Origin of the sequence: Paenibacillus sp. GCM10023250, from assembly GCF_042653205.1 — a bacterium.
Lineage (GTDB): Bacteria > Bacillota > Bacilli > Paenibacillales > Paenibacillaceae > Paenibacillus_Z.
In genome coordinates this window covers 21,116-36,187 of the sequence record NZ_JBHSHY010000047.1, presented here as the reverse complement: position 1 = coordinate 36,187, position 15,072 = coordinate 21,116, and the positions used below count along the sequence as shown (strand labels likewise).

Genomic DNA, 15,072 nt, shown 5'->3' with positions numbered 1-15,072 from the left:
CCCGCGCTGGCCGCGCCCGGCGCGCTGCTGGCCGCCGCGGCCGCCGCGGGCACGGCCGGCGCCTTCGCGGATTCCGCGCTCGGCGCGACCGCGCAGGCCATGTACCGCTGCCGCGCCTGCGGCAGCGAGACGGAGCGCGCCGTTCACTGCGGCGCGCCCGCCGAGCGGATCCGCGGCTTCGCCTTCATGACCAACGACGCGGTCAATTTCGCGTCCTCAGCCGTCGCCGGCTTGCTGGCGTGGGCCATCGGCAGCGCCATCGCCTGAGGCGCCGGTCGAAACGCGCTGGCGCGCTAGTTCGCGGCGCATCCGGCCCTCGCGCGCCCCGTTGGCCAGGCTCCGCGCCAGGCGCCAACCGCATTTTTCCTTTCATTTACCCCCCTAAATGTCATAGGTATCCCGGTTGACAGGGGGGTAATCCCCTAGTATCCTAACTCTGATAGAAAAAATTTACAACCAACTCTCTTGATGAAAGCGAATTCATAGGACAGACGCGGAAGGGGAATGACCGATCGTGACGAATGTAGCGGCGGAATCGCCGAACTCGCAGCCTCTGCTCAAGGCCGTCAACGTCAAGAAGGTGTTCGGGCGCGGCGACAACGCTGTAACCGCTGTCAAAAATATCGATCTCGCTATCAGGCCGGGCTCCATGATCGCGCTCAAGGGGCGCTCCGGCTCCGGCAAGACGACGCTGCTCAATCTGCTGGCGGCGCTGGACCAGCCGACGGAGGGGCAGGTCTATTACGACGGGCGGATCATCTCCGAGCTGCCGGAGAAGCAGCGGAGCACTTGGCGCCGGACCCACCTGGGCCTCGTATTCCAAGCCTTCGGGCTGATCCCGCTCATGTCGGCGTACGAGAACGTGGAGTTCGGGCTGCGCATCGCCGGCAGCGACCCCGCGCTGCACCGGCAGCGGGCGGAGCAGGCGCTGGAATGGGTCGGCATGAAGAGCCGCATGAAGCATCGGCCGCCGGAGCTCTCCGGCGGGGAGCAGCAGCGTGTGGCGATCGCGAGGGCAATCGCGCACCGGCCGGCGCTGCTGCTGGCGGACGAGCCGACCGCCGAGCTGGACAGCCGCATGGGGCTTCAGGTCATCAAAGTGTTTCGCGATCTCGTCGAGGACCTCGGCATGACGATCGTCATGACGACCCACGACCCCGGCATTATGGAAATTGTCGATCACGTCATAGCACTGGAGGATGGAGAGATTGTCGCAGAGCCAAACGCCTAATCGCCGCCGCAAGCAGCTTGCCAAGCAAGCCGCCGTCTTCATGTTCGCCGCCTCGCTGATGTCGGGCTGCTCCCTGCTGCCGGCGCAGCAGACGACGCTGCAGCCGCCTCTCATCAAGCCCGCCGAAGAGAAAGTCGACGCCGTCGACGTCAAGAAAGGCACGATCGAAAAATATTTCTCCGGCACGGCCGTCGTCGCGTCCAGCCATACGGTACCGCTGTATTACAAAGAAAGCGGGCGCCTGAAGGCGCTTCTCGTGTCGCAGGGCGACGTCGTGAAAGCCGGCCAGCTGATCGCCGAGCTCGACCGGGGCGACCTGGACCTGCGCGTGCAGCTCCAGAAGCTGAACCTCGAGCGCGCCCGGATCGCGCTGAACGCCGCCAGGCGCGACGGCGCGACGGGCACCGATCTTCGCCTGAAAGAAATCGACGTGGAGCGCGAGCAGCTGACGCTCGATTCCATGCTAGGCCAGCTGGAATCCGCCAAGCTGGTCGCGCCGATCGCCGGGGTCATCGCTTACGCGGACGCGAAGTCCTCGGGCGACGGCATCAACGGCTATACCCCGCTCGTGACGATCGCCGATCCGATGCAGACGCAGCTCGTCTATGCGGCGGAGGACCCGAAGGTCATCTCCGGCATCGAACGCGAAATGCCGGTCGAAGTGACCGCGGACGGCAAGAAAATGACGGGCAAGGTGCTGCAAGGGCCGCTCGACGCGCCGCTCACCGGGAACAAGGACGTCGATGAGCGCAATACGAAGATGCTTTATGTCGGCCTGTCGGACAAGTCCGCTAAGCTCGAGCTCGGCAAGTCGGTCGACATCCGCATCGGCCTCGAGAAGAAGACCGGCGTTATCGTCATTCCGCGCAGCGGACTGCGGACGTATTTGGGCCGCACGTACGTGCAGGTAGCCGAAGGCGACCGGCGCAAGGAAGTCGACGTGCAGCCGGGGCTCATGACCCAGACGGACGTCGAGATCGTGAAGGGATTGGACGAAGGCATGAAGGTCATTTTGAATAACTGATCCCGGCATCGGCGAGAAGAGGTGAACCCATTCGATGGCATTATTGACGATGATCTTTCGGAAAATGGCCAAAAACCGCTGGCTGCAGCTGAATCTGTGGTTCGGGCTGACGCTGTGCGTCGCGCTGTTCAGCTCCATGCCGCTGTACTCGCACGCGATTTTGCAGCGGACCTTGTTCAAGGAGCTGCAGCAGCTGCAGAAGGACCAAAACATTTACCCCGGCCTGCTGCGGGCGGCGACGTCCGTCTCGGGCGGACGGGAGTTCGGCGCGCAGCTGTCGCTGATCCGGAAGGCGGACCGTTACATGGCGGACGCCCCGAAGCGGATGGGACTGGACGTGCAGGCGTATATCGTCATGCGGGCGACGCAATCGTTCCGGGTGCTGCCGGCGGACGCGACGGAGAAAGAAAAGAAGGAAATGACGGTGTCCGGCAGCTTCCGTGCCGTCTCGGATCTCGAGAAGCGCGTGAAGGTCATCGACGGGCGGCTGCCGAACCCGAACCGGACGGACGGCGTGTACGAAGCGGTCGTGACGCCGAAGTTCATCATCGACCTGAAGCGCGACCTCGGCAGCGAGCTGGTGTACACGAACAAGGATACCGGCGCGCAGCTGCGAATCGTCCCCGTCGGCATCGTGGAAGCAAACGCAGCGAACGCCTACGATCAATTCAGCCTGGAGGGCAGCTCGGCGTTCTACATCCCGTTCGACCAGTTCAATCATGATTTCGTCGAGAATCCCGGTCCGCTGAAGCTCTCGCTGCTCAGCTGGCAGTATTCGCTCGATTATTCGCAGATGAACATCGACCGGATCGATACTTACGTGTCGCAGTTCAACGCGATCAACAATTATTTCAATACCCGGATCGGCATCGGCAACGCCGACATGCCCGCCAAAAATCCGATCGCCACCTATACGGAGAAGAAGGATAAGCTGAACCTCATGCTCTGGTCGCTGTATTCGCCGGTCATGTTCATGCTCGCGTTCTATCTCTTTATGGCGGCCAATCTGATCATCGACCGGCAGAAGACGGAGATCTCGGTGCTGCGCAGCCGCGGCGCGAGCCGCCTGCAGATCATGACGGTATTCCTGATCGAGAGCCTGCTGCTCGGGGCGCTGGCGCTCGCGGCGGGGCCGTTCCTCGGCGTGTTCTTCACGAAGATACTCGGCGCGTCCAGCGGCTTCCTGGAATTCGTCCAGCGGGCGTCGCTCGACGTCGTACTGAACAGCACCGCCTACAAAATCGCGGCCGCCGCGATCGCCGGCTCCATCCTGCTCATTCTCATCCCGGCGCTGCTCGCGACACGGGTCACGATCGTCGGGCACAAGCAGCGGATGGCGCGGCTCACGAAGCTGTCGTTCTGGCATATGATCGGCGCGGACGTCATCCTGCTCGTGGTCTCGGTGTACTTCCTGACGCGCTTCAACAGCCAATTATCCAATTTGAAGGCGCTCGCGCTGGACCCGACCTCGATTCAGGTGGATCCGCTCATCTTTTTCATGCCGGCGCTGTTCTCACTCGGCGCGGGGCTGCTCATTCTGCGTGTCTATCCCTGGTTCGTGAAGCTGGTGTTCTGGATCGGCCGCAAATGGTGGACGCCGGCGCTCTATTCCACGCTGCTGCAGATCAGCCGCTCCTCGACCCAGTATTTGACCATTAAGGTGTTCCTGATCATGACGGTCGCGACGGGACTATTCAGCGCGAACGCCGCCCGGACCATCAACGGCAACATGGAGGACCGGATTCAATACACCACCGGCTCCGACATTCAGCTGTCCGTTCACTGGGACAACGACAAGCCGCCGCCGGGGCCGTCCGGCGCGCCGGGCCAGCCGCAGGAGGAGACGGCCGCGGCGCCGAAGGTCGTCACGTATACCGAGCCGTCGTTCATCACGATGACCGAGCTGGCCGGCGTGGAATCCGCTGCGCGCGTCTTCCGCAAGGACGACGCCAGCTTCTCCGCGGGCGGCGAAAACGGCGCAGCAACGCTGTACGGTATCGATCCGTACGAATTCGGCCATGTGGCTTGGATGCGCGGCGGGCTGCTGCAATATCCGCTCAACAGCTATTTGAACCTGCTCTCGTCCAACCCGAAGGCGGTGCTCGTCTCGCGTTCCATGGCGAAGCAGTACGGGGTTAAGGCGGGCGACACGATCTCGGCCCGGTGGGAAGGGCTCGACGGCGCCGACTTCATCGTCTACGGCATCGTCGATTACTGGCCGGGCTGGAGTCCGCTGCCGGTAACCGGCGACGCGGACGACCCGGAAGTCCGCCTGCCCAATCTGATCGTCGGCCAGCTGCCGTATATCCAGAATCATTTGGCGCTCGAGCCGTACGAGGTGTGGATCAAGCTGAAGGAGGGAGCCGGCAGCAAGGTCATCTACGATGATCTGATCAAGAAGGACATCCCGATCGAGAAGCTCGTCGACGCGAACCAGCTGCTCATCCGTTCCAGCAATGACCCGTTCCGCCTGGCGATCAACGGCGTCATGACGCTCGGCTTTGTCATTTCGATGCTGATCAGCTTCTTCGGCTTCCTGCTGTTCTGGGTGCTGACGCTGTCCGGCCGGACACTTCAGTTCGGCATCCTGCGGGCGATGGGCATCTCGTTCCGGCAAATCATCGGCATGCTGCTGAGCGAGCAGGCGCTGACCTCGGCTGCGGCGATCCTCTTCGGCGTCGTGATCGGCAACACCGTCAGCAGCCTGTTCGTGCCGCTCTTCCAGCTGTCGTTCAGCGCGACGGACCAGGTGCCGCCGTTCGAAATCGTGCGCCGGCTCAGCGACTACGCGCAGCTGTACGGCGTCGTCGGCCTCATGCTCGCGATCGGGCTGGCCGTGCTCGGCATCCGCATCTCGCGCATGAAGATCACGCAAGCGCTGAAGCTAGGGGAGGAATAAGCGATGATCCATTGCGACGGGCTTGTGAAAATCTATAAGACCGACGATCTGGAGGTCGTCGCCCTGCAGGGCTTGGACCTGCACGTGGAATCCGGCGAGCTGATGGCCATCATCGGCAACAGCGGCAGCGGCAAGTCGACGCTGCTCAACATGCTCGGCGGGCTCGACCGCCCGTCCGCGGGCAGTCTGGTCGTAGACGAGAAAGACCTGCTCAAATTCACGGAGCGCGACCTTGTCGCATATAAGCGGGAGACGGTCGGCTTCGTCTGGCAGAACAACGCCCGCAACCTGATCCCGTACTTGACGGCGCTCGAGAACGTGGAGCTGCCGATGCTGCTCAAGGGACGTACCAAGCGGATGCGGGCGCTGGAGCTGCTCGACGCGGTCGGCCTCGGCCACCGCATCAAGAATCGGCTGAGCGAGCTTTCGGGCGGCGAGCAGCAGCGCGTGGCGATCGCCATCGCGCTGGCCAATTCGCCGAAGCTGTTGCTCGCCGACGAGCCGACCGGCTCGCTGGACACGCGGATGTCGAATCAGATCCTCGATCTGTTCCGCGAGCTGAACCGGACCATCGGCATCACGATCGTCATCGTCACGCACGATCCGCTGCTCGCCCGGAAGGTCGACCGCGTCGTCGCGATCCGCGACGGGAAGACGTCCTCGGAGATCATCCGGCGGCAGTCGTACGCGGAGGAGCTGGCCATGCTCGAGAACGGGGCGGCGCTCGAGGAAGAGAGCCACGTCGAATACGCCGTCATCGACAAGGCGGGCCGGCTGCAAATTCCGTCCACTTACCTGCAGGCGGACGAGTTCAAGGAGAAGAACAAGGTCCGGGTCGAGAAAGAAGAAGGACGGATCATCCTCTATCCGCCGGAATCGTAACGGACGTGCCCCGCGTCCATCGTCCTGAATATCGTCATCAGAGCGGCCGCTTCCGGAATCGTACGGAAGCGGCCGTTTCGATGCCGCCGGTTCGAGCCTGCCCGTCCGGCTTTTTGTTCAATTCATAGTTTACGGGTAGGAATTATATGTGTATAATGAAGCCAATAAATCGCCCGACGAGGAGGAGCCATTCCTTATGCCAAAAGCTATTATCATCTCCGGAAGCCCGAATCCGGTATCCCGCCTGAACGGCATTACGCTGTACGCGACCGAGAAGCTGACGTCGCTCGGCTGGGAGGTCGTCGAACTGCACGTCGCCTCGCTGCCCGCCGAAGACCTGATCGGCGCCCGCTTCGACAGTCCCGCGATCGCCGAGGCGAGCCGGCTCGTGTCGGAAGCCGACGCCGTCATCATCGCGAGCCCCGTCTACAAAGCGTCGTACACGGGCGTGCTGAAGACATTCCTCGATCTGCTGCCGCAGAAGGGGCTGACCGGCAAAATCGTGCTCCCGCTGTTCATCGGCGGCACGATCGCCCATCTGCTCGCGATCGATTTCGCGCTGAAGCCGCTGCTGTCGGCGCTCTACGCCAAGCACGTGGAAACCGGCGTCTATGCGGTCGACTCGCAAATCTTGAAAACCGACGACGGCGGCTTCGTGCTCGAAGAAGAGCTTGCGCAGCGACTGAATGCCGCGGTCGCGGCGCTCGTCGAGACGACGCTGCTGCTGAAGGGGCCGGCCGGTACGCTGAATGGCTGAACCGGGAGAAGGCCGAACGCTTTCGCCGCCATCCTTGCAATCATCGGGCAGCCTTCGCAGCGCTTAGCAAACGCAAAAAAAGCAGCGGCCATTCCGGACCCCAGGTCCGGGAAGGCCGCTGCTTTTGCGTGCAGGGACGTTATTTGGTCAGCTGCTCCATTTGCTCGATCAGGCTTTCGAAGACGCTCATCGCTTCCTCGATCGGCTGCGGGGACGACATGTCGACGCCGGCCTTCTTCAAAATGTTGATGGAATAATCGCTGCCGCCGCTCTTCAGGAAGCCAAGGTAGCGATCGACCGCAGGCGCGCCTTCCTCGAGGATCTGCTTCGAGAAGCTCGTCGCCGCGGAGAAGCCCGTCGCGTACTTGAAGACGTAGAAGCTCGTATAGAAATGCGGGATGCGCGCCCATTCCATTTCGATGTCCTTGTCGACGACCATGCCGTCGCCGTAGTATTGCTTGTTCAGGTCGTAGTAGATTTTGCTGAAGTCCTGCGGCGTCAAGGAGTCGCCATTTTCCGCGCGCTCGTGGATGATCTTCTCGAACTCCGCGAACATCGTCTGGCGGAACACCGTCGTGCGGAATTGGTCGGCGTAGTAGGTGAGCAGGTACATCTTCTCTTTCGGATCGGTCGACTTCTTCAGCAAGTAGTCCATCAGGAGCGCTTCGTTCAGCGTCGAGGCGACCTCGGCCAGGAAGATCGTGTACTGCGCGTCGCGGTAATCCTGGTTCGTGTCGGAGTAATACGAGTGCAGCGCGTGACCCATCTCGTGCGTCAGCGTGAACATGCTGTTCAGGTTGTCCTTATGGTTCAGCAGGACGTACGGGTGCGTGCCGTAAGCGCCCCAGCTGTACGCGCCGGACCGTTTACCTTCGTTCTCGTAGATGTCGATCCAGCTCTTCTCGAAACCTTCCTGCAGCACGTTCAAGTAGTCTTCGCCGAGCGGCTTCAGGCTGTCCTTGACCGTCGTTTTGGCCTGCTCGTACGTGATGTCCATCTTGAACTCGTCCACGAGCGGAGCGAAGAGGTCGTACATGTGCAGCTCGTCGACCTTCAGCAGCTTCTTGCGCAGCTCCATGTACCGGTGCATGAGCGGCAGGTGCTTGTGGATCGTTGCGATGAGATTCGTGTAGACTTCTTTCGGAATATTGTCGCCGTACAGCGACATTTCGAGCGCGGACGGGTACTTGCGGGCGCGCGCGTAGAAAATGTTTTTCGTCACGTTCGCGTTCAGCGTGGAGGCGATCGTGTTTTTCAGCTTGCCGTACGTCTCGTACATCGCCTTGAAGGCACCTTCGCGCACCTCGCGGTTTTTGCTTTCCAGGAACTGTATGTAGCGGCCTTGGGTCAGCTCGATCTCTTCGCCGTTCTCATCCTTTACCTTCGGGAACTTGAGGTCGGCGTTGTTCAGCATGCTGAAGATCGTGCCCGGGGCTTGGCTGATGTTGCCGACCTGCGCGAGCAGCGCTTCCTCCGACTTCGAGAGGACATGCGCCTTCTGACGGCGCATTTCTTCCAGCGTCTGGCGGTATTTCGCCAGGTCCGGATTTTCGATCATCGCGCTCAGCGCTTCGTCGGAGAGGCTCAGCACTTCCGGCGTGATGAAGGACAGCGCTTCGCCCGTCTCGACGCTCAGCTTCTTCGACTTCTCCGACAGGGCCTGGAAGTTCGGCTCGGCAGTGTCTTCGTGATGCTTCATATTGGCGTACACGTAGAGGCGTTCGACCTTCAGCGAGAGATCGTCCTCGAGCTGGAAGCAGGCCTTCAGCTGAGCCGGGTCGGACAGCTTGCCCTGGTACGCTTCGACGCTCTTCATTTGTTCTTTCGCTTGCGCGTATTCCTTGTCCCATGCGGATTGGTCCGCGAATAAGTCCTCGAGCTTCCAGCGGTGTTCGGGTGCGGTTTCGGAACGTTTCGGTACGTGGTTCATAGGAACTCTCCTCGCCTTCGTGTGGGATGGTGAATCGGTAGATTTCGCATAGGATGCTTGCGGAAGCAAGCTGTTCCCGCCGCCCTGCAGCAGCGAGAACGACAGGACGATCGGCAGCCATTTCACGCCGGAGGTCACGCTCCTTTGACAGAATGTGCCTCTTAGTTTGACCCGGCCGCCTTCGCGTTATGTTCCCATCGTGGCGAAACTGTAAACGATCAGAAAAAAAGCAAAGGCGATAAAGACGATGGCCGCGATGGCCAGCCCTCTGCGCAAGTTCGCGGGAATGTTGTTCCGCTGCATGAGCAGAACGCCGCCGAGCGAAAATGCCGCGATGATGAAAATAATCGTCGATGTCGTATCCACCTGACTGTGAGCTCCCCTCCGCACAAACCTATGCAAATTTACATAGGGTTATGTTCGCTAAACAGGCATCGTTTTCCTCCCGGATTCGCCTGGAGTTCCGGCTAAATCGCGCGGAAACCGTCGATAATGGCGTCGCGCTCCGCTTCCCGGCCCGCGAAGTCCTCCGGACGGAAGCGGTTCTCCACCCAATGCAGCATTTCCGGGCGGCTCACGAACGTATGGCATTCCTCGCCCCATTGGTCGGAAATTTCCCGCACGATCAGCGTTTTGCCCTGCACTTCGACGGTGAGCATGTTGTATTTATCGGTTTTATAAATTTGTACCTTCTTGAACATCAAGACCATCCCTTCCATATGAAGCGCCTAGTATCTTCCCATGATAGCCAATTTCAGGGGTGGAATCAAATGCCGCGCATCTCCCGCCGTGTCGCTCCTGCGGACGCCATATGCCCATAGGTATGCGCTTCCGGACGCCGCTTGGGGGCGGGCGGCTTGACGGGATCCGATGCGTTCAAGCGTCCATTTCATTCCTGGATCAGAGCTTGGTCTTTTTGTCAACCTTTAATTGCAAATTTCTCCCACTAGGTATATAATGGAGGAAGCCGCCGTTTAACGGCGCTCATTTTTAGGAGGTTGTTACATTGAAAGGAACAGTGAAGTGGTTTAACGCAGAGAAAGGCTACGGCTTCATTCAAGTTGAAAACGGAGAAGACGTGTTCGTTCACTACTCCGCGATTCAAGGCGAAGGCTTCAAGTCTTTGGACGAAGGCCAATCCGTTGAGTTCGATATCACGCAAGGCAACCGCGGACCTCAAGCCGCGAACGTTATCAAATTGTAAGATGGCTGCTTCCCTCGGGAAGCTTCTTATAATGGAGTAATGGAAGAGCATATCGACATAACGATGACCCGACAGCGATGTCGGGTTTTTTCATTCGTCGGTTCTCCGCCGCACGCGAATCGCTGCAACGCATGATACCGGATACATGGCCGGCACCGCTGGGTCCGGCGACTGCTTGGACGTAGGCCGTTTTTCATAGGGGGAACAAGTTTTCGCGCTGGATTTACACTCTATGAAATGGTACATTAGTGGATGGAGGTTTTGAGACGTGAACCGTTACTTTGCATGGGATGACCGGCTCGGAATCCCGCTGCCGTCGCTTCATTTGGAGTGGGAGCAGTACGGCGAAGCGGAACGGACGTCGATCGTCACGCAGTGGGAAATCATCCGCGGGACGATTCCGGACCGGGTCATGGCATTCGAGCGCGTCATCAACGCCAAGCAGACGGAGCTGTTCGAGGAGGAAGACTTCGAGCGTTCCTGCGGCATCAACGCCGACATTGCGGAGCTTGCCAGCCGAATCAACGATCTGCATATCTGGTACCGCATTAACCAAGAGATCGAAACCAAGCGCCATTCCTGAAGCAGCGGAGTGGAATAAAGGAGGGCGCACCCACGAATGAACCTGTCAGCACAGGCCCGCCAAGTGCCAAAGACCCCCGTTACCCTCATGTATAGGGTATACAAATACGTGTTGCCGGAAGTGCGCGCGGAGCTGGCCCGGCTGCGCCTCATCGCGGAGCGCATTCCGGACGACGAACTGCGCGTTCAGGCGTTAGCCAGCATGACGAGCAAGCAGTTTCACTGCGAAGGCGGCGGCATCTACGCCGCCGCGAATTTGAACAGCCGGCATATTCTCGTCCCCCTGATCGTCTGCTTGCAGACGATCAGCGACTACCTGGACAATTTGTGCGACCGAAGCACATCGCTCGATGCCGATGATTTCCGTCTGCTGCATCAATCCATGCTGGATGCCGTCGATCCGGCGGCGCCGCTGCGGGATTATTACGCGCAGCGGGCGGAACGGGAAGACGGCGGGTATTTGCACGAGCTCGTCCGGACGTGCCAGGCCTGCGTGAAGCAGCTGCCGTCCTATGCGTCCGTGCAGCCGTACGTCACGGAGCTGGTCGGCTTGTACGGGGACCTGCAGGTCTACAAGCATATCGCCAAGGAACTGCGCGAACCGGCCCTGCTCGCCTGGTGGGAGCGGCATCGGCACCAGACGCCGCATCTGCAGTGGAACGAATTCGCGGCCGCGACCGGCTCCACGCTCGGCATGTTCATGCTGTTCCTCGCCGCGTCGGACAAGGCGTGCACGCCGGAGGACGCGCTGCGCATCCGGGGCGCGTATTTCCCGCACGTGTGCGGCCTTCACATCATGCTCGACTACTTGATTGATCAGGAGGAAGATCGAATCGGCGGCGATTTGAACTTCTGCAATTATTATTCGGATCAAAGCCAGCTTACGGATCGGATCGGCTTGATCGTCCAGAACGCCCGCAAGGACGTCACGAGACTGCCGGTTCCGCGGTTTCACCGCATGGTCATCGAGGGGCTGATCGCCTTGTATTTGTCAGACCCGAAGGTGAGCGGACAGCAGGACGTGCGGCTCGTCTCGCGGCGCCTGATGCGCAGAAGCCCGCTGACGCGGCTGTTTTTCTGGGGGAACAGCGTCGTTATCCGCAAGCGGCAATCTTCAAACCGAATCAATGCAAACCGAGATACACCATAGAGGAGTGAGTGGAATGTCAGCAGTTAAATCGATTGCCGTCCTTACCAGTGGGGGAGATTCGCAAGGCATGAACGCCGCCGTGCGCGCCGTTGTCCGCAGCGCCCTGTACCACGGCCTGGAAGTGTACGGCGTGCAGCGCGGCTATCAAGGGCTGCTTAACAACGACCTGCGTCAAATGGACCTTCGCAGCGTAGGTGACATCATCCAGCGCGGCGGCACCATTCTCCAAACGGCGCGCTGCAAGGAATTCCTGACGCCGGAAGGCCAGCTGAAGGGCGCGGAAGTGCTGCGCGAGCGCGGCATCGACGGGCTGGTCGTCATCGGCGGCGACGGCTCGTACCAAGGCGCGAACAAGCTGTCCAAGCTCGGGATCAAAACGATGGGCCTCCCGGGCACGATCGACAACGACATCCCGTTCACGGATTATACGATCGGCTTCGATACGGCCGTCAGCATCGTCGTCGACGCGATTAATAAGCTGCGCGACACGATGACGTCGCACGAGCGTTCGTCCATCGTCGAAGTCATGGGCCGCCATTGCGGCGACATCGCGCTGTACGCGGGCCTCGCGAGCGGCGCGGAGACGATCATCGTGCCGGAAGTGCCCTACGACCTCGACATGGTCGCGAACCGGATGAAGGAGAATTTCGCATCGGGCAAGCGCCACAGCATCATCGTCGTCGCGGAAGGCGCCGGCACGGGCGAAGAGATCGGCCATGGCATCATGACGCGCTGCGGCATGGAGCCGCGCGTAACGGTGCTCGGGCATATTCAGCGCGGCGGATCCCCGACGCACAACGACCGGATATTGGCGAGCCAGCTCGGCGACTTCGCGGTGCGCAAGCTCATGGAGGGCGACTCCGGCAAAGCGTGCGGCATTATCAACAACGAGCTCGTCGTCACGGACATCGACAAGGTCGTCAACACGAAGAAGCCGTTCAACATGGAGCTTTACAACCTGGCGCTGCGCCTGTCGCAATGACGGCAAGCGTCGGGCGCTAGCTAAGCCTTAGCATCGCACGCGTATCGGCCCGGACAGGCCGGTCGGAGCCGGCTAAGGCTTTCGTTTTGCCTCGGGGGAAGCGGCGACGGCGTAGAGCGTTGGCATGCGGGCCATCGCCGCGCGGCGGCATGCGCCGATGTTCATCCGAGCGTGGCCGTACATAGAAAGCATAAGGGAGCGAGCCGATATGTTTTTGTACAAAATCGAAATCGAGCTGGAAGACGCGACAGGCCATCTGATCCTGCTCGCCGAGACGGACGAGAAAGCGTTCGCCGAGGTGGAGGGTCAGCTGGAACGCCACTACGTGAAGAAGCCGGTACTGAAGTCCGCGGCGATCGTGGAGAAGAAACGGACGTCGGCGGGAAGCGGGTATTTCATTCCGCATCAACCGCTGTAGGCGGCTGCCTAGTCTGGCCGATTTTCTCTTGACCGGGAATACTTTCCATACTATTATGTATGTAAAGTTGGATGAATGGAGGGATTGTGTATGCGCATTGCCATTCTCGTCGGCGCGACCCGCCGCGAGTCGACGACCGCCCGAATAGCGGACTATATTGCCAGCGTCATCCGCGGCGAGGGCCATGAAGCGGTCGTGTTCGACCTGCGCGAGAAGCCGCTGCCGTTATATAACAACGATGACGAGGAGATTCATCCGCACACGTCGGAGCTGATGGACCTGGTGCTGCGCGCCGACGCCGTCGTGCTCGGCTCGCCGGAATACCACGGGAGCATCACCGGCGTTCTGAAGAACGCGCTGGACTACCTCGGCGGCGACCATTTCGGCGATAAAGCGGTGCTTTCCGTCAGTTCCGCCGGCGGTGCGGTCGGCGTCAGCTCGCTGCAGCACATGCAGACGATCGTTCGCAACCTGCACGGCATCAACTCGCCGGAGTGGATCTCCGTCGGCGGCGCGCAGCGCCAATTCCGTCCCGACGGCGCGCCGGAATCGCCGGACGTCCAGAAACGGGTGCACCGCGCGGTTTCGTATTTCCTGCAGCTCGCCGCGAAGCTTAGGGGATAATCGACAAAAACGCTCCGCAAGATCCGGAAACGGAGGTTGTTCCGTTCCCAAGATCGCGGAGCGTTTCGTTTTTTTAAAAGGCCGCGTCCGGCGTGTAGCGGTTGCTCGCGTTCCACAGCAGGTACTCGCCGACGCCCGACTCCCTTAGCGCTTTGATCTGCGCGTCCACTTGGGCTTTGCCGTACGGAATATAATGGCCCTTGCCCAGCCAGCTTGCCGTGAAATCCTGAATCCACGGCCGGATGACGGGCTGATACGAGCCGAGCGGCTCGAGCTTCTCGTGCGTGTCCTTCATCGCGCCTTTGATCGTGGCATACGGGCTCGTGTCGGGGTCCTTGACGCCGAACCAGCCCGTGCCGTAGTGGCTAGGATAAATCATCGGCGAAATGACGTCCACGTTTTTGGAAATTTTCACAAAGTCTTGGCCGATCCCTTCGGCGGCCGGCACGGAGGCGGCGTAGCCGAAGATGTCGACGGACACCCGCACGCCGAGCGGCTCGAGCTGCGCTTTGGCGTATTTCACGAACGCCGAGATCGTATCGACGCGCGAGTCCTTCGTCTTGTCGAAGACGAGCGAGTCAGCCTTCTTCTCGAACCCTTCCGGGAACCTGACGTAGTCGAATTGGATCTCCTTGAAGCCCGCCTTGGCCGCTTCCTTGGCCACCGCGATATTATAGTCCCACGCTTCCTTGCGGTAGGCGTTCACGAAGCCGTCGCCTTTGCCGTTGGACCAGACGGAGCCGTCCTTGCGCCGGAACGACAGCTCGGGATGCTGCTTCGCCAGCATCGTATCCTTGAACACGACGACGCGGCCGATCGGGTAGACGCCATGCTGCTTCAGCTTCGCCATGAGCGCCGGCAGGTCGCGGATGAATTTTTGCGGCTTGCCGTATTTCAGCAGATCGGGGTTCGTCGTCGGATACGTGATGTAGCCCGAATCGTCTTTGACGTCGATGACCATGCTGTTCAGCTCCGTGTCGTCGAGCAGTTTGAGAAGCGAGTCGAGCCTCGACCCGCCCGCGCTGTAGGCGGTGACGTAGATCCCCTTGACTTTCGGCGCGCCGGGCTGCGGATCGCGCTTGACGTTTCCGGCGCCGGAGCCTTCGCCTGCGCCGGGCTTTCCGGACGGCTTGGCGTCCGGCGCTTCGGCCGTCGGCGCGGCGGCCGATTCGGCCTGCAGCCGCGCGGCCGGAGCGGCGACAAGCTTCGTCAAGAGCTGCTCTGCCGTAGCTGACTCCGTTCCTCCGCCCGCGGGCGTCCCCGTCCATACATGGAGCAATAACAATAAGGCCGATAGGATAGCGTCCAATCGCATTCTCTCCCCGCACTTGCAGTGTCACTTCGATTATAAGCCAGCCGCGGATGGGGGCACAGAGGTATTTCGTATGA

At 60.7% G+C, this 15,072-nt stretch carries 16 protein-coding genes; 12 read left to right on the top strand and 4 right to left on the bottom strand.

Annotation, left to right across the window (positions count from 1 at the left end; genetic code table 11):
* From ACFPB1_RS23850 to ssuE, 6 genes are all read left to right on the top strand, one after another.
* Window positions 1-267, top strand: a 267-nt coding sequence (locus ACFPB1_RS23850) for a DUF92 domain-containing protein (RefSeq protein ID WP_379228652.1), incomplete at its 5' end; no start/stop codon positions are given.
* Between the two features lie 247 nt (window positions 268-514).
* Window positions 515-1,231 carry an ABC transporter ATP-binding protein gene (locus tag ACFPB1_RS23845; RefSeq protein ID WP_379228651.1) on the top strand — a complete coding sequence of 239 codons (717 nt, stop codon included), beginning with the start codon at window positions 515-517 and terminating at the stop codon, window positions 1,229-1,231.
* Window positions 1,209-2,255, top strand: coding sequence for an efflux RND transporter periplasmic adaptor subunit (locus tag ACFPB1_RS23840; protein WP_379228650.1), 1,047 nt, complete (start codon window positions 1,209-1,211; stop codon window positions 2,253-2,255). The genes ACFPB1_RS23845 and ACFPB1_RS23840 overlap by 23 nt, the downstream gene beginning before the upstream one ends.
* A gap of 34 nt (window positions 2,256-2,289) precedes the next feature.
* On the top strand, window positions 2,290-5,154 hold the full coding sequence (locus ACFPB1_RS23835; RefSeq protein WP_379228649.1) for an ABC transporter permease: 2,865 nt from the start codon (window positions 2,290-2,292) through the stop codon (window positions 5,152-5,154).
* Between the two features lie 3 nt (window positions 5,155-5,157).
* The gene (locus tag ACFPB1_RS23830; protein ID WP_379228648.1) at window positions 5,158-6,036 is read left to right on the top strand and encodes an ABC transporter ATP-binding protein; all 879 of its coding nucleotides are present in this window, start codon (window positions 5,158-5,160) and stop codon (window positions 6,034-6,036) included.
* A 196-nt stretch (window positions 6,037-6,232) separates the two neighbouring features.
* Entirely contained in the window at window positions 6,233-6,793 is a 561-nt protein-coding gene (gene ssuE / locus ACFPB1_RS23825; protein WP_379228647.1) for an NADPH-dependent FMN reductase, read from the top strand.
* A gap of 139 nt (window positions 6,794-6,932) precedes the next feature.
* Here ssuE and pepF read toward each other — a convergent pair whose 3' ends face one another.
* The 3 genes from pepF to ACFPB1_RS23810 all read right to left on the bottom strand — a co-directional run bounded on the left by pepF (window position 6,933) and on the right by ACFPB1_RS23810 (window position 9,424).
* Window positions 6,933-8,723 carry an oligoendopeptidase F gene (gene pepF / locus ACFPB1_RS23820; protein ID WP_379228653.1) on the bottom strand — a complete coding sequence of 597 codons (1,791 nt, stop codon included), beginning with the start codon at window positions 8,721-8,723 and terminating at the stop codon, window positions 6,933-6,935.
* A gap of 186 nt (window positions 8,724-8,909) precedes the next feature.
* Window positions 8,910-9,089, bottom strand: coding sequence for a hypothetical protein (locus tag ACFPB1_RS23815; RefSeq protein WP_379228646.1), 180 nt, complete (start codon window positions 9,087-9,089; stop codon window positions 8,910-8,912).
* Window positions 9,090-9,190: 101 nt separating this feature from the next.
* Window positions 9,191-9,424 carry a hypothetical protein gene (locus tag ACFPB1_RS23810; protein ID WP_379228645.1) on the bottom strand — a complete coding sequence of 78 codons (234 nt, stop codon included), beginning with the start codon at window positions 9,422-9,424 and terminating at the stop codon, window positions 9,191-9,193.
* A 305-nt stretch (window positions 9,425-9,729) separates the two neighbouring features.
* Here ACFPB1_RS23810 and ACFPB1_RS23805 point away from each other — a divergent pair, with 305 nt between their 5' ends.
* The 6 genes from ACFPB1_RS23805 to ACFPB1_RS23780 all read left to right on the top strand — a co-directional run bounded on the left by ACFPB1_RS23805 (window position 9,730) and on the right by ACFPB1_RS23780 (window position 13,683).
* Window positions 9,730-9,927: a cold shock domain-containing protein gene (locus tag ACFPB1_RS23805; RefSeq protein ID WP_090640936.1), complete on the top strand. Its 198-nt coding sequence runs from the start codon at window positions 9,730-9,732 to the stop codon at window positions 9,925-9,927.
* Between the two features lie 268 nt (window positions 9,928-10,195).
* Window positions 10,196-10,510 carry a hypothetical protein gene (locus tag ACFPB1_RS23800; protein WP_379228644.1) on the top strand — a complete coding sequence of 105 codons (315 nt, stop codon included), beginning with the start codon at window positions 10,196-10,198 and terminating at the stop codon, window positions 10,508-10,510.
* Between the two features lie 36 nt (window positions 10,511-10,546).
* Entirely contained in the window at window positions 10,547-11,659 is a 1,113-nt protein-coding gene (locus tag ACFPB1_RS23795) for a tetraprenyl-beta-curcumene synthase family protein (RefSeq protein WP_379228642.1), read from the top strand.
* A 13-nt stretch (window positions 11,660-11,672) separates the two neighbouring features.
* Entirely contained in the window at window positions 11,673-12,641 is a 969-nt protein-coding gene (pfkA, locus tag ACFPB1_RS23790; RefSeq protein WP_379228640.1) for a 6-phosphofructokinase, read from the top strand.
* A gap of 208 nt (window positions 12,642-12,849) precedes the next feature.
* Window positions 12,850-13,059: a DUF3906 family protein gene (locus ACFPB1_RS23785; protein WP_379228638.1), complete on the top strand. Its 210-nt coding sequence runs from the start codon at window positions 12,850-12,852 to the stop codon at window positions 13,057-13,059.
* Between the two features lie 90 nt (window positions 13,060-13,149).
* Window positions 13,150-13,683 carry an NADPH-dependent FMN reductase gene (locus ACFPB1_RS23780; RefSeq protein ID WP_379228636.1) on the top strand — a complete coding sequence of 178 codons (534 nt, stop codon included), beginning with the start codon at window positions 13,150-13,152 and terminating at the stop codon, window positions 13,681-13,683.
* 73 nt (window positions 13,684-13,756) lie between these two features.
* Here the strand turns inward: ACFPB1_RS23780 and ACFPB1_RS23775 are convergent, their stop codons facing one another.
* On the bottom strand, window positions 13,757-14,992 hold the full coding sequence (locus tag ACFPB1_RS23775; RefSeq protein ID WP_379228635.1) for a putative glycoside hydrolase: 1,236 nt from the start codon (window positions 14,990-14,992) through the stop codon (window positions 13,757-13,759).
* Window positions 14,993-15,072: the final 80 nt, after the last annotated feature.

Coding starts and splice junctions, on each gene's coding strand:
- ACFPB1_RS23835 (WP_379228649.1), top strand. CDS start 2,290: ATGGCATTATTGACGATGATCTTTCGGAAAATGGCCAAAAACCGCTGG.
- ACFPB1_RS23830 (WP_379228648.1), top strand. CDS start 5,158: ATGATCCATTGCGACGGGCTTGTGAAAATCTATAAGACCGACGATCTG.
- ssuE (WP_379228647.1), top strand. CDS start 6,233: ATGCCAAAAGCTATTATCATCTCCGGAAGCCCGAATCCGGTATCCCGC.
- pepF (WP_379228653.1), bottom strand. CDS start 8,723: ATGAACCACGTACCGAAACGTTCCGAAACCGCACCCGAACACCGCTGG.
- ACFPB1_RS23810 (WP_379228645.1), bottom strand. CDS start 9,424: ATGTTCAAGAAGGTACAAATTTATAAAACCGATAAATACAACATGCTC.
- ACFPB1_RS23795 (WP_379228642.1), top strand. CDS start 10,547: ATGAACCTGTCAGCACAGGCCCGCCAAGTGCCAAAGACCCCCGTTACC.
- pfkA (WP_379228640.1), top strand. CDS start 11,673: ATGTCAGCAGTTAAATCGATTGCCGTCCTTACCAGTGGGGGAGATTCG.
- ACFPB1_RS23785 (WP_379228638.1), top strand. CDS start 12,850: ATGTTTTTGTACAAAATCGAAATCGAGCTGGAAGACGCGACAGGCCAT.
- ACFPB1_RS23780 (WP_379228636.1), top strand. CDS start 13,150: ATGCGCATTGCCATTCTCGTCGGCGCGACCCGCCGCGAGTCGACGACC.